This window comes from Solibacillus merdavium (genome assembly GCF_014836935.1).
Classification (GTDB): Bacteria; Bacillota; Bacilli; order Bacillales_A; family Planococcaceae; genus Solibacillus; species Solibacillus ferritrahens.
This window is the reverse complement of record NZ_JACSPW010000001.1, coordinates 164009-187290: the sequence shown is the minus strand read 5'-3', so window position 1 is coordinate 187290 and position 23282 is coordinate 164009. Positions and strand designations below refer to the sequence as shown.

The window sequence follows — 23282 nt, the reverse complement described above, 5'->3', positions numbered from 1 at the left end:
TTCTTATAACTGTCTTAATGAATCTATAATTTCTGTTTTTGACTTCGTTTTTTCATCTAATTTTTTAATTTCACGAGCAGGAACGCCTGCCACGACTGTGTATGGTTCTACATCTTTAATAACGATCGCACCAGCTGCTACAACCGCTCCTTTACCGATACGCACACCTTCCAATACAACCGCATTAGCACCGATTACTACATCATCTTCTACTACAACTGGTAAAGCACTAGGTGGCTCCACGACACCTGCTAGTACCGATCCGGCACCAATATGGCAATTTTCTCCGACTGTTGCGCGACCACCTAATACAACGCCCATATCAATCATCGTTTTTGCTCCGATTTCAGCACCAATATTAATAATTGCACCCATCATAATGACTGCATTATCGCCAATCGTTACTTGATCACGGATAATTGCACCTGGTTCAATACGTGCGTTTACATGTTTTAAATCTAAAAGTGGAACACCTGAATGACGGCGATCATTTTCTACAACATAATCTTCAATGTGTTGAGCATGTTCTTTTAACGAAGCCTCAATATCTGACCATTCACCGAATACAACAGCATGGTTCCCTTCACCAAAAACTTTACTTTGTTCACCATATGATAAATCTGCAACACCGTTACCCTTTACATAAACCTTTACTGGTGTAACCTTTTTAGATTGAGAAATAAAATCAATAATTTGTTGTGCATTTAATTTTTCCATATAGACACCCCACTGCATGTTAGTTTTTTTAACACGACTAATTGTACTAAATTTTCAGCCAAATTAAAACTTTTTTAATTGGTTTCTTTTGAATAATCATAAAGACAGCGCGCATGATCTTGCACCACATCAACAAATGCCTGCACTTGACGCAGTTCAAATGTTGATTCATAGCCTATCAGCCAAGTATCACGTGTTAAACCTAAACCATCATCTTTTTCATTATTTGTTAAGGAAATTTTATGAACATTTTCCTCACCGTTTAACGTAATAGAAGGTAAAATTGCATAGCCAATTCCGTTCAATGCCATTTGCTTACATGTTTCAATTTGATCCACGATAATTTGATGCTTTGGATTATAGTTGAAATGACGCTGCCACCATTGCTGAATTTCCTGATAATAGTTTGAATCACTTTTAAACTGAATAAAAGGTCTATCCGATGTAATAATATCTTCCATATCTTTAATTTCTTTATCTACTAAATACATTGTATCTCGAAATAAGTGTATCTTTTTTCCCTTCCATTCCGATTGACCGCGGACAATACCGATATGCGCTTCTCCATCATAGAGTGCTTTTACGATTTCCGAGCTCCAGCCAGTCATGAGAGAGATTTTTGTATCAGGATATTTTGTTACATAATCCTTTAACACTTTTGGTAACCAATTTTGCCCTACAATCGAGGCACACGCAATTTTTAATGTACCATGAACCTTTGAATTCAATGCTTGGATTGTTTCAAAAATGTCTTCCCGCTTTATAATCATTTCGCTCGAATATTGAATAACGAGCTCTCCCGCAGGTGTCGGTGTCAGCCCCTTTTGGGAACGTATAAAAAGTTGGGCCCCCCATTCCTTTTCAATTGATTGTAATCTTTGCGATAAAGCAGGCTGTGTTAAAAATAGACGCTCTGCCGCTTTTCGCATGTTTTTTTCTTCTGCCAATACTTTAATAATTTCGGCTTCCGTTGCTGTCATTGCCATTCTCCCTTCTATCTAATCGATTAAAAAATCGACAAAATCCATTTGGACTTTGCCGATCTCCTATTTAAGCGTTATGTTGATAAATATATTTTTTTAATTGTTTTAAAATAATTCTACGAGTCATTATACCGACAAATGTACCTTCGTCATCGACAACACATAAAAAGGCATGGTTAATGACTAAATCAAGGGCACGCTGGAACGTATCAGAAACTTTTAAATACACGACTTCTTGATTCATTACTTCATCGACACGAATATCAGCCAATTTATCATATTCAATTCGCTCTAGCCCTAAAATCGACTCTGTAATCATTTTTGTACTTAATAACCCCTTTAAGCGATACTTTACGTCCAATACTGGAATGGAAGAATATCCGGTTTTCGTTAATACTAATAATGCATGCTCTGCGCTATTGCCACTTTGTACATGTGCTACCTTCTCAGATGAAATAATAAAGTCTTTAATAGGCATATCTAGTAAAGCTCTGTTGTTCGTTGAAATCATGACATTCTACTCCTTTTTCCCGCTAATAACAAGTAGCCCAATAGTCAATAACCTAAAACCACTACCGTCATTCGTATGTTCTGCCCTATGACAAAACAACTTCTCTCATACTTATAATACCATACCAATCAACTTTATTACTAAGAAAGGTGCCTATTCAAAAAAAGAAAAAGCATAATTAGACGAGTAAAAACGTCTCATTATGCATAAAAGTCAGTATCCTCTTGCCCAGTAATAGAAAATAATAACCCCGGTAAATGCTCCAAAAACAACATAGGATAAAATAATCGGATTAAGCAAAAAAGGGTGCTCCTGAATTTCTTCAGGCACTTCAGAATCTCGCTCTTGCCCACTATCCTCTATATTATGACCAACACGAACCGTCAAATAGTAGCCAATAAAACTAAGAAGAATCACAACGAAAATCGTTGGATATAGCCACATACCTATCGCGATCGCCTCCTTCTACGATTAGCAATAGTATGTAGCAATTAATGGCAGACTATACTTTTTAGAACGGGTGTTGATTCAGCCATTGACCACCGTCCAATGTAATGCACTCACCATTTAAATATCTTGCTTTATCAGATAGCATAAATGTTGCTAAATCCGCGATTTCTTCTGGGGTACCAAGTCGTTTTAAAGGTACAGAATTAATTGTACGCTTTGCCTGTTCCTCTGATTCCCATAATTTATCCGCGCCACCTGTACGTTCAATTGGACCTGGAGCAATAGCATTCACCCGAATACCATATTGCCCTCCCCATTCAACAGCTAGTGAGCGCGTCAGTGATAATACACCCGCTTTAGCAGCCGCAGAATGGACAACTCCTGCTCCTGCGCCCCATGCATATGTTGCTACCATATTAAGAATGGAACCTTTAATACCGTTTTCAATCCAATAACGCCCTACTGCTGAAGAACAATAAAATGTACCATTTAAAACAATATCAATAACCGCTTTCCAACCATTTGGCGATAATTTTTCAGCATGGACTATAAAATTCCCCGCTGCATTATTTACCAAGCCGTCTACTTGACCAAATTTTTCTACAGTAAAAGCGACCATTGCCTGAGCATGCTCTGGTTCACGAACATCCATTTGAAATACCTCAATAGTTGAACCAATCGCTAAAATTTCTTTCTTTGCATTTTCAAGGCGTTCTGTATCGCGGCCGGTAATAACAATGTTTGCTCCCTCTTTCACGAACTGCTTCGCCATCCCAAGCCCCATCCCGCTAGAGCCACCTGTAATAATAATCGTCTTATTTTGTAGCATTCCATACATCCCCTTTGAATATAAAATGAACAACCATTCATATTTATATTTTACTACAATAGACTGCAAATACATACTAAAATATAAATTTTTCTGTTTTAAGCAGGAATTTTCTATATTTTAAATTTAAAAACTACTATGGTCTTTTCACCCATAGTAGTTTTACTTTGTTTATTCCTCTACAATCGTACCAAGCGATTCAATTAAAAAGATTTCTTGACTATTAATGCGAAGCTCACTATTATGATCTTCCCTATAACGGTAATTACCATTCGAGTCTTGAATTCTTGCCTTTTGGTTGTCCTCGATTTGTGTCAGCATAATTCGTTGGATACGTTCTTTAATTTCCTCGGAATATATCGGGAATAGAATTTCTACACGTTTAATCATATTCCTTGTCATCATATCAGCAGATGATAAATATATATTATTTTCTCCATTGTGATGGAACCAGAAAATTCTTGAATGCTCAAGGAATCGCCCTACAATACTTAACACAGTTATATTTTCCGAAATTCCGGGAATTCCTGGGCGAATGCAGCAAATCCCTCGAATAATAAGCTCGATTTTTACCCCTGCAATAGAAGCTTCATAAAGTTTCATCATTAAATCCTTATCCGTTAATGAGTTCATTTTTGCTCGGATAAAGCCATTGCCATGCTGTTTATGTAACGCAATTTCCCTTTCGATTAAATTTAGGAACTCATCGCGGATATCAAAAGGAGCAACGACAATATGATTAAATTTAGGCTTACTCGTATAGCCACTCAAATAGTTAAAGAAGTTAGTCGCATCAATACCAAATTCTTTATTTGAAGTAATAATACCCATATCTGTATAGATTTTCGCTGTTGCATCATTATAATTGCCCGTACCTAAATGAACGAAACGCTCAATTTTTCCTTGTCTTCGACGCACGACTAGTGTAATTTTTGAATGTGTTTTCAAATTATTCATTCCATATATTACAAGACAGCCTGCCTGTTCTAGCTGCTTTGCCCAATGTACATTATTTTCTTCATCAAAACGTGCCTTAAGTTCCACCAGCACAGTCACCTGCTTGCCATTTTCTGCAGCTTGTTTTAATGCTTGTATAATGGGCGAATTTCCACTTACTCGATATAAGGTTTGCTTAATTGCTAATACACTCGGATCTTCAGCTGCTTCAGAAATAAAGTCGACAATAGGTACAAACGATTCAAAAGGATGATGGAAAAATAAATCCTGCGTTAATGCTTTTTCATAAATATTTTCATCTGATTGTAGATCTTGGGGTGGCTGAGGAATAAAGCTTTCATATTCTAAATGCTCTCTTCCCGCTGATATCACCTTTACAAAAGCAAACATAGCTGTTAAATCAAGCGGTCCATCAATTTTAAATACATCGGATTCCTCGATTTCAAATTCATCCAATAAATACTCTAAAACATCATCATTCATCTCACCGTCACGGACTTCCAAACGTGAACCAACGCCCCATTTACGCTTTTTCAGCTCTTTTTCGATTTCTACTAAAAGATCCTGTGCGCCCTCCTCGTGAATCGTTAAATCAGCATTTCTTGTTAAACGAAAGGCTTGGGTCGATTTTACTTTATAACCGAAAAACAAACGGTTTATATTGTTTGAAATTACATCCTCCAATAATACGAATACCGTTTCATTCCCTGTTGATGGTACTTTAATAAAACGGTCCAATACAGACGGAACCTGTACTATTGCCACTCTATCCATATTTTCTGGGTCCGGAATGTTGTTTTCCAACCGGACAAGTAAGTTAAGCGTACGTCCTAACAAAGTTGGAAATGGGCGATAAGCATCGACAGCAACTGGTGTTAATACAGGGAAAATAGTCTCTTCAAATAATTCATTTACGAAGTTTTTCTGCTCGGGATTCAATAATTTCAAATCGCGAATATGCACATTTTCTTTCGGCAATAATTCATATACTAAATAGCGATATACTTCAGTTTGACGACGAACTAATGCTTGTGTACGCTCAGCAATTTTTGCAAGTTGCTCTTTTGGTGTCAATCCCGATTTATTTTCAGGTTTGTGGAATCCTGCACGAATTTGATCTTGCAACCCCGCGACACGAACCATAAAAAACTCATCCAGGTTCGAACTGAATATTGCCAAAAATTTCAATCTCTCTAATAGCGGATTGTTCTTATCCTCCGCTTCTTCCAGAACACGCTCATTAAATGCCAACCAACTCAATTCACGGTTATTATAATATTGGGGCTTGGCAATCTCCTCAAGAATATGAATTCTAGAATTCAGTTCCTCATTATTCTCTTCGAAAAAGGAATCTGTTTCAATATTCTTAGTCATAACTAATTCCACCCTTCTTCTTTGAATAAAAGTTTCACTTCACTTTTGAAAACACGTTCTATATGCTTTTTTTGTTTTTCTGCTTGTGCCAATTCGGCAATAGCGCGTTCTGTTGTAATTACTTCTATTTGAAGATAATCATTTACTTTTTTTATCGTTAGTTTCTTTACAACATTACGCTTCGTCATATTGAGAGCATAAGCGAATTTCAGGATGGCACCAAAATCACGGAGCTTCTTCAATTCTTCCTTTGAAATCCATGTCTCATATGGTTTGGCAAACCTTGCAAAGTAATCCCGGTTTTTATAAGATGCGAGCAGGGCAAGCTTTACTCTATCTAAATGGGATAAACCAGCTATAGATTGGTTTGAAATTAAATAAAATGTATGCTGACTTGAGGAATCCAGTTCAATATATTCTCCTATTGCATAAACTTTAGCGGATTTTTTTAAGAGCTGTAAGTCAACTTCATTGTATTCAAATAATTTACCATTACAGCATTCTACATAAAATTGCTCTGTCAGTTTTTCTAATGTGGCAGCTTCTTCTTCAGAACGCCCATAAGCTAAAGCAAGCTGCCGACCGCTCTCTTCAAAAACATTATATTTATCATATGCTTTTGGATTTCCTTGCAATACGCGGCTAATAATTAGACCTTCTCGCAAACCTTTCTTACTAATCTGAAAAATTTCTGTATCTACAACTGACATGAGCGCAATAAATACTTCGAGAGCGGGTACAATCGTATCTGCACGATCTGAGGAAAGTCCATCGAGCTGCATTAATTCTTCGTACGTTAATGCTATTAAAAAGCCGCCTAGCTTTTTTAGCTCATTATGCTTCATTTCATAATGATGGACACCTGATAATGGATAGCCTATTTGCTGTTGGTGAACTTGCGCGATATTACGGGCACTGCCACCAATTGCGATAACTGGTAATTTAGCATCCACAATCCATTTTAAAGAAGAAAATTGTTCCAGCAGAAAAGTACGAAGCTTCTCTCGTTCCTTTTCACTTATAAGGGTATTGCCTACAAATTTCTGTTTTAATGTAACGGTTCCAAATGGAAAACTGATTGTTTTTTGAAGTTTTTTATTTGTAAACAATGTAATTTCGGTAGATCCCCCACCAATATCTATTGTCACGGCAGAGGGTGTATCCATCGATTGTGCTACTGCAACAAAACCGTAATATGCTTCCTCTTCTTCTGATAATATCTCCACATTAATGCCTGTCTCTACTTTCATACGGCTAATGATTGCTTCATTGTTTATCGCTTGGCGAACCGCAGCAGTTGCAGCGGCCTTTATATCGGTCACTTCATAATCTGCCAATATTAATCGGAATGACTTAAGCGTCTCTGCCAATAATTGAATCCCTTCTTCGGACATTTCTCCATTAGGCATAAGGTATGTGCGAAGGCGTGCTACTGTTTTAATATTTCCAAATTCCTTTAATCCTTCATTTTTACTATAAGAATAGAGTACAAGTCGAATTGTATTTGAACCTATATCAATAATTGCTGTTTTTATTTTTTTCATAGGTGCATATCGCCTCTTTCTTCATGTTTCCAATTCATAAGTAGGTGTAAATTTCCAAATTTGTATAAGAGCTACTCTATCATTAAAGAAATTTTACATTTCATTATACAAAAATAGCCGGAATTACTTTTACAAGTACCCGGCTTTTTCATTATTCTATACATTTTATAAGGAAGTATCAATTCATTGAATGAACATTTACAGAATCAGCTTGTCCATACGTAAAATTAACTCTGTAATTTCAGGCTTGGAAATCTGATCTTCTGCTCCTACTTTTTCCCCTTTATGACGTAAATCGTCGGTAATTAGGCTAGAGAAAATAATTACAGGGAGCTTTTGTAAATCCGGATGGGATTTAATTTTCTTCGTTAAATGATGTCCATCCATTTGGGGCATTTCAATATCTGTAACAACCAATTGGACATACTTTTCAATTTCTTTATCCGCTTTGACTAATGCTTCCAAATAATCGTAAGCATCACGGCCATTTTCAAAAAACTCTGTATTGACATAGCCTGCTTCGATCATCGTATCGTACAATAATTTACGGAGCAATGGTGAATCTTCTGCAATTATGACTTTCTTTTCAGTTCGCTCACGCTTACCAAGCTTTTTCACTGCTTCTACACTGATACTCGATTCAGGATTAATATCAACCATTATTTTTTCAAAGTCTAAAAGTAATATCATTTCACTGTTATGCTTTATAACACCAATTACTTGTGATGTCCCTCCCTGATACATATCAGAAGGCTTTTCTATCTGATCCCAGGATATACGGTGTATTTGCGTAACATTATCTACATGAAATACTACACGCTGCTTATTAAATTCTGCCACGATATACTTTTGCTGTGAATTTCGGTTTTCTGTCGGAATCCCCAACACTTTAAGCATATCAACCACCGGCAACACTTCTCCACGTAATTGTATAATTCCCTCTACATGTGGATGTGCATGTGGAATAAATGTGACTGGAATTGGTTGAATAATTTCCTTCACTTTAATTACATTAATACCAAATTTATTATTTGCTACTTCAAATTCAACAATTTCAAGTTCATTTGTTCCACTTTCCAGTAAAATTCCTTTTTGATTTTCCAATACATGACTCTCCTTCCAAACTCCCAGGTTTACAATAACTCTATTGTACCACGCAGCATTTGTATCTACTATAAATATTATGTCAAATTACTTACTTATAGTATTTAACTAATGCCTGAGTACCGTTATCGCCATACCCTTGTTCAAGCAATTGGTCATACATCGATTTGGCTAATGCCAAACCAGGTAGTTGGAGATTCATACGTTCTGCTTCATCAAGAGCAATCTTCATATCTTTAATTATATGTTTAATATAAAAACCAGGATCCAAATCACCCTTAAGTATGCGCGGAGCAAGGTTCGATAAGGACCACGAGCCTGCTGCCCCAGCTGTAATCGAGCGAAGAACTTCATCCATTGAAAGACCCGCCTTTAGCCCATAAGCCATCGATTCACATACGCCTATCATTCCTGAAGCAATTGCTATCTGATTACACATTTTTGTATGTTGACCATTGCCAGCTTCCCCCTGATAAATTATATTTTGACCAAACACTTCGAAAATAGGTTTCATTTTTTCGAATATATCTAAGTCGCCACCTACCATAAGGGATAGTGTTCCATTCTTTGCTCCAATATCGCCACCTGACACAGGCGCATCTAAACTATGTATACCTTTATTTTTTGCCTCATTATAAATTTTCTTCGCAAATGTTGGTTCGGAAGTAGTCATATCTACGAGAATCGAATCTTCTTTTACAACAGAGAAAATGCCATCGATACCAAAATATACTTCTTCTACATCTTTTGGATATCCAACCATCGTAAATATAATTTGTTTTTCTTTACTAGCCTCTGCGGGTGATGACGCCCACTTCGCTCCTAATTCAATTAGACCATCCGCTTTGGCTTTTGTTCTTGTGTATATCGTAACTTCGTGACCTGCATTGAGTAAATGCTTTACTATGCTTGCTCCCATTACCCCTGTGCCTATGAAGCCAATCTTTTTTGATTCCATAATTATTCCCCTTTAGTATTTTCTTTTATTTTAACAAACCTAGGATAAACTTCAATGTCAGTAATTTCTAAATATTGAGAATAGTTTTATGTATTATACATAAAAAAAGAGAGCAGTAGCGTTTGTCCGCTTCTACTCTAAAGGGGGAAATGAGAATGTTGCTGTGTTCAAAGATATTATTCCCCCTTATTAGAAATTTAAACATAAAATTATAAATTATTTTCATTTGCCGAATGTATCATTGTTTTTGCATTTTGTGATTGATCAAAAGTATTTATTAAGCGATCAACTTGTTTGCTTAATTGAAGGGTAATATCACTTTGTAATCCATTTTCTAAGCCTGATTGAATCATTTGTTTGCGTTTCAATTCAATTTCGATTAGTAGCGCCCTATCCTGCATTGCTCTACCCAATCCTACACCCTCCTCATCATAGTGGATTACCATTATTATACTCTCTTTGTAAGGATCTTACAAAAAAATCATTATGCAAAATTCGACAATAATTATGTTCTTGGATTTTTTAAAAATGTGTATTCAACGTCTCCGCCTTGCTTGGCTACTCCGCGGAAATGTTTAAATTGCTGATCTTTCACCAAATGTTCACGAAATTGTAAAAATTCACTCTTCTTAATTAATACAGACTTGACTTCTCCGTTTCTTAATTGGTCTAGTATCGCTTGATAGTCAGCCATTTAAACACACTTCCTTCTTCTAATTTTTCCTTTTATTATCCCATATATTAAGCTCCTAATCTAAAAGAAAAAATAAATAAATAATATTAAAATGACAAAATTATTCAAACTAACAGAACTTTATAGTATAATTTCAAACAAACTGTTAATTAATAGTCGATGAAGGGGCTGACTGTGTATGAAAATTGCTGAAGTTGGAAATATAATCGAGTTTAAAGACGGCATTAAAGGTGTCGTTGAAAAGGTGAATGAGAATTCGGTCATTGTAGATATTACAATTACGGATAATTTTCATGATTTAGAAATGGAAGAAAAGACAGTTGTTAATCACAAACGGTATAAAATATTAGCTAATAACGAATAATTTAATGCAAAATACCCTTTTTAACATTGAGATGATGATAAAAGGGGTATTTTTTGTTAACATACGTTAAAGGAGGCTGAAATCATTGAAAAACAAGAAACAAATTATTATTCTCCTTGTATCATTAGTTTTTATTTTTAGTATGATGTATTTTACATTTCAAGAAAAATCTGTATTTTGGTATTTATATGCGTTTACATTGCTAGTAGGAATCGCTATAAGTTTAGTGGCGGGGAAATTTGAAGATCGTATCCCAACCTGGCAATATTTAATTTTTGGTATAGGTTATGGAACGATTACATATGGTCTCGTAAAACTCGGCTATATGCTCCTGCCTTATATCGATAAAAATGCTGTAAATGAAATCACAAAATTTTTGGATGTGTACGGTCCACAAAATATTTTTCATTACCTAATGTTAATATTTATAGTTGCTGTTGGGGAAGAAATATTTTGGCGTGGCTATGTACAACAACAATTAAAACAGTTCACATCACCTTTTTGGGCGGTTATTGTTACCTCTATTTTGTTTTCGCTTTCACTAGCGGTTAGCGGCTTTCTCCCAGGTGCATTAGCAGCTATTGTCGCAGGTATTTTATGGGGCACTCTATACGAATGGAAGAAAAGTTTACCACTAATTATCGTTTCCCATATCGTGTTTGTTTTGCTATTATTTTTAGTTTTACCTTTATTCTGATACAATTAAAGCAGAAACTTATCTTTCAAAATTCCGTCTATACATTTAAAGAGGGGGAGCAATATGAAAAAATCATTAACAGCAATCAGTGCAGCACTTATTCTATCTACTGTATTAGCAGCTTGTAATACAGACACAGATGAGCCTATTACGACATCCGCAAGCGAAGAGCAGTTAGAAAACGAAAATGCTCAAAATGAGGTACAGCAAGAGGAACAACAAGAAGAAAAAACCGAATCAACAGAACCAATTGAAGAAACACAGGATGAACAGGAAGTAAATAAAGAAGAGATTACAACATTAACTTATTCTTCCAATAGTCAACCTTTTACTGAGGAAGTAGTTGAAGCAAAAAGTGAGGAAATGAATTATTCAATTCAGCATTTTGAAAATTATACCCTAGTAGCAGAGGAACCTGGTGTAGATCAACTTATTTTTAGTAAGGATGATGGCCTTTCAATGCAAATTGAAGTTGTCAATAAAGAAGAGGCTACTTTCGAGCAAATGAAAGCAACAGCAAAAGAAGCGATTTCTGCAATTGCACCAGATAATGTAAAGGATCTTGATTTCTCAACAATTTTAACAGAACGTCCAGAGATTTTAAATATTACGGGATATGAAGGCGTAGTAGACGGAGAAAAAGTCGTAAAAGTAGTTCTTGAACGTACTAATTTAATTGCTACATTAACTATTTACGATACACCTCAAGCAGACTTAACAGATGCCTTTTTACAAATGGGTTTAACAATTCAATAATATTGCCGGTAAAGTAATATAAGCGGAATTCCTCCGTCCTAATTGCTTTTTAAGATTCAATTTTAGGATTAACCATACAAATGTTAAGGGGGCTGTGATAAAAGTTAATTCAACTTTTAACACAGCCCCCTTTCTGTAAGAACTAGAACTATTATTTTATTCCAGACCCTATATTTTAATAAGATAAATCTTTTATAGAAAGCCCGAGTTTTTTTAGTAATTCAATTGCTGTTTGCTTTTCTTCTCCTGATAAAGCGCCCAACAACTCATGTAAATGCTGCTCATGCTCAGGAAACAACTTGTCCATGAATTCAGCACCTAAATCGGTAATTTCCGCATATGTTACACGTCGATCGTTTGGACAGGATATCCGAGCCAAAAACTCGCGTTTCTCCAATTTATCAACAACATATGTAATAGAACCACTAGCCAATAAAATTTTTGTTCCTATTTGTTGCAATGGCTGGCGACCTTTATGGTATAAAAGCTCAAGTACTGCGAACTCTGTTGGATTTAATCCATTTTTTTGTATAAATTGATTCGTCGCTTCACTTATTGCTTTATGAGCTCTTGATAATACAATAAATAATTTCAACGATTGTTTTACTTCCTCTGAAGCCATAAATACCATCCTCTATTTTTGAGTAATATGCTTATTATAGCGATGGATTGAAAGTTTTGTCAAAATCACTTCATATATGCCGAAATTTTATTCTCACCTATTTTGTAGGCATGCAAAGGATTCAAATATTCTATATCACTCTGTAAATTAAATTCAACTATAAAATTGGAACCAACACCGACCTCACTCTCAATATGAAGGGTCGCATTATGCTCTTTTATAACTGACTGAACGAGTAAAAGCCCTAATCCAGAACCATATTCTTTCGTTGTATAGAACGGATTCAATGCATTTTCCAAATCAACAGAGTCCATGCCTTTCCCACTATCCTTAATGGAGAGCTTAATAAAGTCACCTTTAGAATAATGTAATTTCACAACAATATAATTATTGTATTCCACTGATTCTATAGCATTTTTAAGAATATTTATAACCATTTGTTTTAAACGGCTATAATCTCCCATCATGATATATTCAATTTCTTCCTCATATTCAAATACAATCATAGCATTGGTACTCATTGCCGTCGGCTGCATAAGTTGAATCGCTTCATCAACGAGCAATTTCATATCTAGGTTTTTAAAGACCTGCCTTTTAGGTTTAGCGATACTCAATAAATCCACGAGCAAGTCATCCATTCGTTTTAGTTCCGATTCTACAATTTGAAAATAAGGATTTTGCTCCTCATTCAAACTGCTTTTAATCATTTGAATAAATCCTTGGATAGAAGTCATTGGATTACGAATTTCATGAGCAATTGATGCAATGTTTTGCCCAATGAAAGATAGTGACTGCTGATGCTCAATCTTTTTAAGCAACATCATCTCTTCTGTCTGATCAATAATTGTTGTTACTAAAAGCCCCAGATTTTCATCTACTTTACTTATGAAGTTCAAATAAACTGTTTTGCCGTCAGCGGTTTCCCTTTTCACAAAGAGGCTGGCCATTTCACGGTTTGAAATCTTTTTATAATACTGGACAATAACCGAAGACTCATATTGGCAATCTTCAAACAGATAATCATAGCTTCTGTTTTCTATTTGCGCAGGCTTTCTATCCAATAAATGTAAGGCCATCTCATTCACCGATAATATCTTTCCATTTAGCATCGTCAATATAACGCCCTGTGCCATCCCGTTAATTAAATTCTGAAATTGTAGCATCTCATTTTTTTCTTCAAATGAAATAACTTTAGATGGGTTTAATTGAATTCGCGTAAAAATCAACTGTTTCTGCTGAAGATAATATCCCCAAATCTTTATTGGCATTTTTTGATGATATTTATTTACTAAAAACAAAGTAGTACTCGAAGTTGAATTTTCTATTACGGTACGTATAAATCGTTCCCATTCGCTATTATTTTTATCAGTGTTACTCCAAAAGTTTGAAAGAAGATGCACAGATCTTAAAGTTTCCTCCGCCTTATTATTAATAAATTCTAAGTTTCCAAGGCGGTTAAAGATAATAATTTGCTCATTCGATTCATTAAAAAGCGCTTCTACCATCATAGGCAATTGTCCTTCCAATACATTATTTCCCCCATTTTTTAGAAGTTATAGAATTTTCTGAAATATACTTGTTATTATTATATTATTTCATATTTACATTTGTAATAAAATGGGTATATTATCCCATATTGTTTGAAGCTGTTTACACTGCTACAATAGAGTCTATGAAGAGGAGAATAAAATAATGAAAATCATATTAAGTACACTTAATGCAAAATATATTCATACAAATTTAGCGATTCGCTATTTAAAAGCAGCAGCCCAGCCTGAATTCGATTGTGAGCTTGCTGAATATACGATTAAAGATCCTGCATTTAATATTGTATCTGATATATTCCAGAAGAAACCGGATGTTGTTGGATTTAGCTGTTATATTTGGAACATCAATGAGACGATTGCTGTAATTCGTATGTTAAAAACGGTATTACCCAATGTCAAAATCGTATTGGGCGGTCCGGAAGTTTCTTACGATGTCCATGAATGGATTCGTAAACACGAAGAAATTGACTACATTATAATGGGTGAAGGAGAAGTTTCATTTAAGGAAATGCTCCGTTATTTTAATGGAGAGCTTCCATTAGAAAAAGTACCTGGAATCTGCTATTTGGAAGAAGGCAAATTAAAAATCCACGCACAACCGCCTAAAATCGATTTACGTGAAATTGCTTCACCTTTCCGTTTCGAAGAAGATTTACCTCATTTAGGTAAACGAATTCAATATATTGAAACGAGCCGTGGGTGTCCTTTTAGCTGTCAATTCTGTTTGTCTTCAATTGAAGTAGGAGTCCGCTACTTTAACCGTGAAAAGATTAAAGAAGATATCCGCTACTTAATGGACAATGGCGCAAGAACGATTAAATTCGTAGATCGTACCTTTAATATTAGCCGAAGCTATGCGATGGAAATGTTCCAATTTTTAATTGATGAGCATCAGCCAGGTGTCGTGTTCCAGTTTGAAATTACAGCCGACATTATGCGTCCTGAAGTTATTCAGTTTTTAAATGATAATGCTCCAAAAGGGCTGTTCCGTTTTGAAATCGGTGTCCAATCAACAAATGATTTAACGAATGACCTGGTAAAACGTCGCCAAAACTTTGAAAAGCTTACACGTACTGTCACAATGGTAAAAGAGGGCGGCAAAATCGATCAGCATCTGGATTTAATTGCCGGTCTGCCTGAAGAAGATTATGCATCATTCCGCAAAACTTTTAATGATGTATTTGCAATGCGTCCTGAAGAATTACAGCTTGGCTTCTTAAAACTATTGCGTGGGACAGGCTTACGACTGGAAGCCGAAAAGTATGGCTACACATATGTTGATATTTCGCCTTATGAGATTTTCTCCAATAATGTGTTAACGTTCGATGATATCGTACGGATTAAACATGCAGAAGACGTGCTGGAAAAGTATTGGAATGCACACCGTATGGACAATACGATTGAATATTTAGTAACAAAAGTATTTGATACGCCATTCGATTTCTTCCAAAGCTTTGGTACGTATTGGGAAACGAAAGGTTGGTCACGAATCGGACATCAGCTTGAGGATTTATTCCGTCGCTTACTTGAGTTTCTGCAAACGGTCCAGGATGTCGATTTAGAAGTGATTACAAGCTTGATGAAATACGACTTCCTTCAGGGCCAGCAGTTCCAGCCACGTAAACTTTGGTGGGACGATCGCCTTTCTGAGGATGAAATGAAGGATGTCTATGGAAGTATTAAAGAAAATCCCTCTCTCGTAGGCGAGAAATTTGAAGCAATGCAAATTCCTGAAAGGGAATTATTTAAGCATTCTTTAATTATTCCGTTCCACATCGATTTACAAAATTATGAAGTCGGTGCCCCACAAAAGAAAACGGGTTATTTATTCACCTACTTCCGCAACGGGCAACAGCCTTATTTCAGTACATTTAAATAATTTAAATCTAAAAACGCTGCAAACTCTTGATATTGAGTGGGCAGCGTTTTTATATGAAGTGAATACTTATTACTTTTTCGCTTTAGAATCATTCATTTGTTTTTCATGGTGTCCATTCTTATCAGAGCTACAGTCAACCTATTCGTTTTATACCCCAAAAAAGAGGGCATAATTCAAATAAAAGAGAGGAGTGTAGTTTTGAAAATTATTTTAGTAGCTTCAACTATTGTTGTTCCGCTCATTATGATTTATTTAAGAAAAAAAATCAGTAAGTTAGCAATTGTTTTTAATATATTGGCAGTTATTTTTGTCATTATTTTTGGCAGTATTGCATCCACTTCGATATATCAAATCATTATTGATGATGCTGTATTTATGACGAAAATACATGCCCTATTTTTAAATGAACTTTTTTTAATTTCTGGTGCGTACATCGGGCTTTATGTTATTTATAGATTAATGGTTCTAACACTGGAGGAACGATAAGTTTATTACTGAAAATTAAAACATCCATTTCCCCTTCGAGAAATGGATGTTTTACTTAAGAATATAATCAATTTAATATTTATCCTATGATGATCCGCTCTTTTGGATAATGGTATTTTTTCTTGCTTGATGAACCTCCGATTGTATAGAGAAATGAGATTAGTCCAACTCGGCCTACAAACATAAGAACCATAATTACCATTTTCCCAAAGGCAGTCAGCTCTTCCGTTATGCCTAGCGACATCCCACATGTTCCGAAAGCCGAGGTTATTTCAAATATGACTTCAATCATCGTAGCATGTGTTTCTGTAATAAATAACACCATCGCCGCGCCCAGTACCATAATTATTGCAAAAATTAACACTGCGAAAGAGCGGTAAACATCGATAAGGTGAATTTCACGATTAAAAACCTGTATGTCGGATTGTCCACGGGAAAATGCAATTAAAAACAAAATAACAATCGCAAATGTTGTCGTTCGAATTCCCCCACCAACAGAACTAGGCGATGCTCCGATAAACATGAGCACACTCATAAATAGCTGAGTCGCTTCATTAAATGAGGTGACATCATATGTTGTTAAACCTGCAGATCTTGTAGAGACTGAGTGGAACATTGCTGAAAATACCGCCTCATGCCACCGCATTCCTTTAAATGACTGAAAAATTTCAATGATAAAAATAACGACAGCACCTAAAGCAAATAACGCTACATACGTTACAGTTGTCACCTTCGTAAATAAACTAAAACGAAATGCCGGGTCTTTTTTCATTAAATATGTCTTCACTTCAATTAAAACAGGAAAACCAATTGCTCCTAGGAATATTAAAATCATACAAACAAACTGAACGAAATAGTCGTGATGAAATGGCTGTAAACTCATCCCGGTAATATCAAAGCCACCGTTTGTCGTTGCAGATATCGCTGCAAATATTCCGTTTATCGCTGCCTCTTCCCAAGTCGCAAAATAACGCTTGAAATGTATAGCTAAAATAAGTGCACCTGTAAATTCAATCATTAAAAGCAGCTTTGCAATTTGGCGAATTAATGCAACAACTCCGGATAAATTGTATTGGTTATGGTCAATCATGATTAGCTGTCGTTCACGCATGCCAATCTTTTTTCCGAACAGCAGCCAAAGAAAAGTACCGATTGACATTATACCAATAGCTCCAAATTGAAGGATGAGCAATATCATCGTTAGCCCAAAGCCACTATACGTTTCAGCAACCGTAACCGTTGTTAAACCTGTCACACTGACCGCGCTCACAGCCGTAAAAAAGCTATCTAAATGTGAAACGCTCACACCCTCTATATGAACCCCTGGAATACGTAACAGTAAATATGAAATAAGAATAGCAATAGAATAATATGTGATTAGTATTTGGAAAGGCGTAATAGTTCGCCTTTCTATTTTTTTAAAAGGCATACAAATGGCCTCCAATAATTGTTACATTTTTTCTAGTATAATGAATTCTTTTGGAAATGAAAAGAAGATACTTCATTACAGAAGTATCTCCAAAAAAACATTTAACTTGCCTGTTCTTTTTTATTTTTATACACACTTACTAAGTAGCCGCCGATTACAAGACCAAGCAGTACTGCCCAGAAGATGACTTTCCACATTGTTGAATGCGGGAAATGTGGGTCAATAATAGCTAGATTTTCGTGACCTAATGCTAACACCGCTAACTTTACCCCAACCCAGCCTACAATTAGGAAAGCTGTCGTTTCCAGTGTTGGATAGTTATTTAATAGCTTAACAAACATTTGAGCTGCAAATCGCATAATAACAAGTCCGATAAAACCACCTAGGAACATAACCGCGAATGGACCTGCATTAATTCCACCGATATGATAGTCACCGATATGCGGCAACGTAATTGCAATCGCTACTGCTGCAAGCATTGAGTCAATTGCAAAAGCAATATCAGCAAGCTCGACTTTTAACACTGTCATCCAGAAGCCAGAGCCTTTTCCTTCTTTTATTTCTAGACTCTCATCTTGCTTCTTAAAGTGATTATCATATAAATGCTTTATGGAAATGAATAATAAATAAGCTGCACCAAGCGCTTGTATTTCCCAGTATTTTGCTAAAAACGTTATTAAAAACAGTGCGATAAAGCGGAACAAGAATGCCCCAAATAATCCGTAAAATAATGCTTTCTTCTGTTGCTCTTTCGGTAAATGTTTTACCATTACCGCCATTACGACTGCATTATCAGCAGCCAAAAGCCCCTCAAGGAAAATTAATACAAGTAGTACCCATGCATATTCTAATAAAATTGCTTCCATGAAAGTTTCCCTCCTAATAATTTACTTGTAGCCAAATATTCAGGCATTTATTATTGATAGTTGAAAAAAATCCACTTATTTTTGCCAAAAAGAAAAGACCTCTGCCTATAAAAATAGGCAAAGGTCTTGCTAAGCACATTTTATGCTATCACACCCGATGGCTCCTAACCATGTAATGACGAATGTGAAGTAAGTTCAACTAAAAGTAGTGGCCATCTTAACAAGCTACTATTTTAATTCCTTATAGCTACTCCCCTTTGACAAATGTCAATGGATATTCAATTCAATTATATTGCTATTTTAACGATAATGTATTGAAAAATCAAATCTTTCTTCCAAAAATCATCAAAACTTTACAAATGAAATAAATTTAATACTCTTTGCTGTATTACGTAAATTCACTTACGACGCTTTCTTGGGACCAGCATTATAGTATGATGTCCTTCTGTCGGATGCTACGCAGTTCCATGTTCTGAAGTAAATAAATGTGCTTTAGCAAACATTACTTTGTTTCTTTTTCAATTAAGCTGTAAATGATTGGTACGATAAACAATGTTAAAATTGTTGAGCTTATTAACCCCCCAATAACAACGATGGCCATTGGTTGATTCATTTCCGTACCTTCTCCTATTCCAAGTGCTAATGGGACTAAGCCTAGAATTGTCGTTAAAGCCGTCATTAATATTGGGCGTATCCGGTCTTGAGCCCCTACAATAATTGCATCCGTAACATTTAATCCTCGCTGACGTTTTTGGTTAATATAATCAATAAGGACAATTCCGTTATTTACAACAATCCCCACCAATATGAGTATCCCAATAATCGCCGTTACCCCTAGCAATGTATTTGTTAAATATAATGAAGCTGCAACCCCTATTAACATTAAAGGAACACTAAACATCATAACAAATGGAAGCTTAAATGACTCAAATTGAGCGCCCATTACGAGATAAATAAGTATTACAGCAAGTATAATCGCTAAGATCATATCTTGCTTTGCGCTATCAAATAGTTCTCGGTCACCGCCAAATACAATTTTCATTGTCGATGGAATCCCTATTTGCTGAATTGCTTCATCCACCTTTTTGGAAATACCGCTCAATGATTCTGAAGTTTGATATTTCACAAAAATTGCAATAGCTGCGGCTTGATCCGACCGACGAATGGCCGTCTGCGATTCTTGGATTTCAATTGTTGCAATTTCCTGCAGTTCTACAAATACACCAGCATTCGTACGAAGCTTCATCTTTTTAAGAGCTTCTACATCTTCCCGAAAAGCTTTGCCAAAGCCTGTATACACGCCCAACACTTCACTGTCATCAGCGATAATCTGTGTTGTAAAGGCACCACGAGTCATCATATTGACTGTTTGAGCAATTTGTGAAGGCAACAAGCCATATTGATTTGCTTCATCCCGCTTTACTTCCACTTGGATTTCTTCTTTCACCTCATCCAAATCAGTTGTAACCTCGACAATCGAATCAATATTTGTAAGCTTTTGCTGAATTTGAGTGACTGTCTCTTTTAACCGCTGTTCATTACTATCGGTGACTCGGAATGATAATGAATTTGGAGTCGAACCTGATGAAGAAGAAAGTGAAAAGCTTACTTCCGCTCGCTCTCCAATTTGCTGCTGAACCCGCTTTTCAAATTGCTCTACAAAGTCAAAAATCGAACGATTACGTTCGGATAATTCAACAAGCTTAATCGAAATTTCCCCTTCATTTTGCTTGCTGGTCCCCCGTGATAAAGATTGCTGATTGCCGCCTATTAAACTTACTACGACATCAACTTCTTCATATTTCCTTGCCATCTCCTCTATTTCACTAACAATTTCCTCTGTCTTTCCAACCGATGCACTGTTTGGAAGCTTAACGGATAACGATACAAACCCCTCATCTGTCGGAGGCAAAAATTCTGTACCTGTTTTGTAAACCGCAAAGCTCGATAAAGCAAGTAAACCTACCGTAATTGATAAAATGAGCGTCCGTCTCTTTAATACCCATTTCAATGCTTTAGTATAATTTCGATAGAGCCCCTTGCTTTGTCTCTTATCAACAGAATTTGCCGGTTTCGTACGTAAAAAGCGGCTTGCAAGCATTGGAACGACTGTTAATGCAACCGCTAGTGAAGCAATCAAACTAAATGAAATGGTTAATGCGAACTCCATAAAAATTTTACCGATTAGTCCACTTATAAAAATAACAGGTACAAAAACCGCAATAGTTGTCACGGTTGAAGCAGTAATCGCTAAAGCTACTTCCTTTGTGCCATTAATTGCTGCTTCTATTGGGCTTTCACCGAGCTCTAAATGCCGCTCAATATTTTCAATAACAACTATGGCATTATCGACGAGCATCCCAATTCCTAAAGCAAGCGCTCCAAGCGTCATAATATTTAAAGAAAAGTCTGCAAAGTACATGAGTACAAATGTTACGATTACCGAGTACGGAATTGCAATCCCAATAATAAGTGGACTTTTTATACCAGATAAAAAGAATAGAAGTACAAGCATTGCAAATAAGCCGCCAAAAATGAGAGATGAGCTGATATTACTAATCGCTAAACGTACATAATCTCCCTGGTCAAATAAAATGGTTGCTTCAATTCCCTTATATTGTGGTTCGTTTAATAAACGATCGAGCTCCTTTTGAAATGTTTCAGAAACACTCGCAGTATTTGCACCCGATTCCTGTAGAACCGAAATCAGAACTGCCGACTGATCGTTTGCACGCGTTATTGTATTTGTTTCCTGCTCTTTTCGTTCTACAGTCGCAATATCCTGAATTTTAAGGGTTTCCCCTGTTAATGGATTTACGGACAGTACAAGATTCGCTATTTCATCCGGGTGATTGAATAAACTCACTACACGTGTCGTTAATAATTGATTATCTTCTGAACTTAATTCTGCTCCAGGCATCGAGATATTACTTGCCTGTATGACTTGCATGACGTCCGTTTGCGTTAAATTTTTTTGTTCAAGTTTTTGCGCATCCAGCTCTATTTGAATCTCTTCAACAATTTTCCCTGAAACGGTTACACTTGCTACCCCATCAGTCCGTTGTAATTCCTGTTCCAGCGACTCCGCTATCTGTCGGATATCTATCTCTTCATTCTCAGCAGCCAGTGCAAGCTGAATAACCGGAAACTGCGCAGGATCGAATTTCAAAAAACTAGGTCTCCCAGCATCTTCAGGTAGAGGGACAAGATCAATGCGCTGCAATATATCAGTTTGCACTTTATCCATATTTGTTGACCAATTAAACTCTAAAATGATTAAATTCGAGCTTTCAAGGGATGTCGACTGCACCTTTTTTATCCCTGGCAATGTAGCAAGAGAAGCTTCTAATGGCTTTGTCACTTTCTCGTTAACTTCAATTGGACTTGCGCCAGGGTAACTTGTCACAACAACTCCAATAGGCGGATTCAAATCGGGTATTAAAGTAATTGGAATTTTAAATAAAGAAACAACTCCCAATATTAATACAAAGATCATCGAAACAATCGTAAACACGGGACGTTTAATAGAAAATCTGCTTATATTCATGGATGTTAAATCCTTTCATTTTGTCATCGTATTATTTAAAATTCGTGTAAAGGTTCCTTTTCCCTTTACCATTCAACAATAAAATACTTTCCTAAAATAAAATGTTACAAATTTTCAAACAATATACTTTCGGGGGTTTAACTATGTGTTTAATTGCATTTTCATATAAAGTTCATCCAAATTATCCACTTTTTATCATTGCAAATCGCGACGAATTTTATGATCGACCTACAGCTGCTGCCCATTTTTGGGAGGATAAGCCTTCTATATTAGGTGGCAGGGATTTACTGCAACATGGCAGCTGGATGGGGCTCTCAAAGAATGGGCGATTTGCTGCCATTACGAATTATCGCGAACCAAGCCAGCCAGAAACAGTGCTCCTATCACGTGGAGAGATCGTCTCCCAGTTTTTACTTTCTACTCAGCCAATTGAATCCTTCATTGATTCATTACGGGAAAAAAAGAATCTGTATGGAGGCTACAACGTTTTATTGTTCGATGGGCAGCAAATGCATCATTACAATAACGTATTTGACGAGCACAATAAGATCGAACCAGGTACTTACGGTCTTAGTAATGCTACATTAAATACGTCTTGGCCAAAAGTCGAAAAAGCGAAAAATTCATTAATAAACAGTACTCAAAATAAACAATTTGAAGTACAAGATCTGATTTTATTATTAGCAGATGATAAAATTGCACATGATGAAGTATTGCCAAATACTGGGGTAGGCATTCATTTAGAACGAGCACTCTCAGCACAATTTGTGAAATTACCCAATTATGGTACGCGTTGTTCAACAGCCATTACTTATAATAAAAATGGAACAATCGATTTTTTGGAACGGACATACAATGAAGGTAACATTCTATTTGATCGTCCTTTTTCTATTAAAACACAGAACGAGACTGAATCGAAAGCTAGTCAAGTTGTAGATGATGATAAATGAATATAAAAATACCCGGCA

At 36.0% G+C, this 23282-nt stretch carries 22 protein-coding genes; 6 read left to right on the top strand and 16 right to left on the bottom strand.

The window, feature by feature from the left end; genetic code table 11:
* Nucleotides 1–3: 3 nt before the first annotated feature.
* The 11 genes from dapD to H9632_RS00730 all read right to left on the bottom strand — a co-directional run bounded on the left by dapD (nt 4) and on the right by H9632_RS00730 (nt 10121).
* A complete protein-coding gene (gene dapD / locus H9632_RS00780) occupies nt 4–717 on the bottom strand; it encodes a 2,3,4,5-tetrahydropyridine-2,6-dicarboxylate N-acetyltransferase (RefSeq protein ID WP_191702229.1) in 714 nt (237 codons plus the stop codon).
* A 74-nt stretch (nt 718–791) separates the two neighbouring features.
* The gene (locus tag H9632_RS00775; protein ID WP_191702228.1) at nt 792–1697 is read right to left on the bottom strand and encodes a LysR family transcriptional regulator; all 906 of its coding nucleotides are present in this window, start codon (nt 1695–1697) and stop codon (nt 792–794) included.
* A gap of 70 nt (nt 1698–1767) precedes the next feature.
* Nucleotides 1768–2211: a cyclic-di-AMP-binding protein CbpB gene (cbpB, locus tag H9632_RS00770; protein WP_191702227.1), complete on the bottom strand. Its 444-nt coding sequence runs from the start codon at nt 2209–2211 to the stop codon at nt 1768–1770.
* Between the two features lie 213 nt (nt 2212–2424).
* Entirely contained in the window at nt 2425–2655 is a 231-nt protein-coding gene (locus tag H9632_RS00765; protein WP_191702226.1) for a short-chain dehydrogenase, read from the bottom strand.
* Between the two features lie 67 nt (nt 2656–2722).
* Nucleotides 2723–3490, bottom strand: coding sequence for a 2,4-dienoyl-CoA reductase (gene fadH, locus H9632_RS00760; protein ID WP_191702225.1), 768 nt, complete (start codon nt 3488–3490; stop codon nt 2723–2725).
* A 171-nt stretch (nt 3491–3661) separates the two neighbouring features.
* On the bottom strand, nt 3662–5821 hold the full coding sequence (locus tag H9632_RS00755) for an RNA degradosome polyphosphate kinase (protein ID WP_191702224.1): 2160 nt from the start codon (nt 5819–5821) through the stop codon (nt 3662–3664).
* A gap of 2 nt (nt 5822–5823) precedes the next feature.
* Nucleotides 5824–7365, bottom strand: a complete 1542-nt coding sequence (locus H9632_RS00750) for a Ppx/GppA family phosphatase (protein ID WP_191702223.1) — start codon at nt 7363–7365, stop codon at nt 5824–5826.
* Nucleotides 7366–7563: 198 nt separating this feature from the next.
* Entirely contained in the window at nt 7564–8469 is a 906-nt protein-coding gene (locus H9632_RS00745) for a chemotaxis protein (protein WP_191702222.1), read from the bottom strand.
* Between the two features lie 91 nt (nt 8470–8560).
* Nucleotides 8561–9427, bottom strand: coding sequence for an NAD(P)-dependent oxidoreductase (locus H9632_RS00740; RefSeq protein WP_191702221.1), 867 nt, complete (start codon nt 9425–9427; stop codon nt 8561–8563).
* A 209-nt stretch (nt 9428–9636) separates the two neighbouring features.
* Nucleotides 9637–9840 carry an aspartyl-phosphate phosphatase Spo0E family protein gene (locus tag H9632_RS00735; RefSeq protein WP_191702220.1) on the bottom strand — a complete coding sequence of 68 codons (204 nt, stop codon included), beginning with the start codon at nt 9838–9840 and terminating at the stop codon, nt 9637–9639.
* A gap of 92 nt (nt 9841–9932) precedes the next feature.
* Nucleotides 9933–10121 carry a hypothetical protein gene (locus tag H9632_RS00730; RefSeq protein WP_191702219.1) on the bottom strand — a complete coding sequence of 63 codons (189 nt, stop codon included), beginning with the start codon at nt 10119–10121 and terminating at the stop codon, nt 9933–9935.
* 178 nt (nt 10122–10299) lie between these two features.
* Between H9632_RS00730 and H9632_RS00725 the strand changes: the two genes are divergently transcribed.
* The 3 genes from H9632_RS00725 (at nt 10300) to H9632_RS00715 (ending at nt 11938) form a co-directional block, all read left to right on the top strand.
* Nucleotides 10300–10485, top strand: a complete 186-nt coding sequence (locus tag H9632_RS00725; protein WP_191698577.1) for a YkvS family protein — start codon at nt 10300–10302, stop codon at nt 10483–10485.
* Nucleotides 10486–10570: 85 nt separating this feature from the next.
* Entirely contained in the window at nt 10571–11182 is a 612-nt protein-coding gene (locus H9632_RS00720; protein ID WP_191702218.1) for a CPBP family intramembrane glutamic endopeptidase, read from the top strand.
* 63 nt (nt 11183–11245) lie between these two features.
* Nucleotides 11246–11938: a chemotaxis protein gene (locus H9632_RS00715; protein ID WP_191702217.1), complete on the top strand. Its 693-nt coding sequence runs from the start codon at nt 11246–11248 to the stop codon at nt 11936–11938.
* A 175-nt stretch (nt 11939–12113) separates the two neighbouring features.
* Here the strand turns inward: H9632_RS00715 and H9632_RS00710 are convergent, their stop codons facing one another.
* A complete protein-coding gene (locus tag H9632_RS00710; protein WP_191702216.1) occupies nt 12114–12560 on the bottom strand; it encodes a MarR family winged helix-turn-helix transcriptional regulator in 447 nt (148 codons plus the stop codon).
* 65 nt (nt 12561–12625) lie between these two features.
* Nucleotides 12626–14086: an ATP-binding protein gene (locus tag H9632_RS00705; RefSeq protein ID WP_191702215.1), complete on the bottom strand. Its 1461-nt coding sequence runs from the start codon at nt 14084–14086 to the stop codon at nt 12626–12628.
* Nucleotides 14087–14252: 166 nt separating this feature from the next.
* Here H9632_RS00705 and H9632_RS00700 point away from each other — a divergent pair, with 166 nt between their 5' ends.
* Both H9632_RS00700 and H9632_RS00695 read left to right on the top strand, forming a co-directional pair.
* Entirely contained in the window at nt 14253–15986 is a 1734-nt protein-coding gene (locus H9632_RS00700) for a B12-binding domain-containing radical SAM protein (RefSeq protein WP_191702214.1), read from the top strand.
* Nucleotides 15987–16184: 198 nt separating this feature from the next.
* The gene (locus H9632_RS00695) at nt 16185–16472 is read left to right on the top strand and encodes a transposase (RefSeq protein ID WP_191702213.1); all 288 of its coding nucleotides are present in this window, start codon (nt 16185–16187) and stop codon (nt 16470–16472) included.
* A gap of 79 nt (nt 16473–16551) precedes the next feature.
* Here H9632_RS00695 and H9632_RS00690 read toward each other — a convergent pair whose 3' ends face one another.
* The 3 genes from H9632_RS00690 to H9632_RS00680 form a co-directional block, all read right to left on the bottom strand.
* On the bottom strand, nt 16552–17901 hold the full coding sequence (locus H9632_RS00690; RefSeq protein ID WP_225223610.1) for a TrkH family potassium uptake protein: 1350 nt from the start codon (nt 17899–17901) through the stop codon (nt 16552–16554).
* A 101-nt stretch (nt 17902–18002) separates the two neighbouring features.
* On the bottom strand, nt 18003–18767 hold the full coding sequence (locus H9632_RS00685) for a TerC family protein (RefSeq protein ID WP_191702212.1): 765 nt from the start codon (nt 18765–18767) through the stop codon (nt 18003–18005).
* 502 nt (nt 18768–19269) lie between these two features.
* The gene (locus tag H9632_RS00680; protein ID WP_191702211.1) at nt 19270–22314 is read right to left on the bottom strand and encodes an efflux RND transporter permease subunit; all 3045 of its coding nucleotides are present in this window, start codon (nt 22312–22314) and stop codon (nt 19270–19272) included.
* A 143-nt stretch (nt 22315–22457) separates the two neighbouring features.
* Here H9632_RS00680 and H9632_RS00675 point away from each other — a divergent pair, with 143 nt between their 5' ends.
* Nucleotides 22458–23264 (top strand): NRDE family protein, encoded by an 807-nt coding sequence (locus H9632_RS00675; RefSeq protein ID WP_191702210.1) that lies wholly within the window; start codon nt 22458–22460, stop codon nt 23262–23264.
* Nucleotides 23265–23282 lie beyond the last annotated feature (18 nt).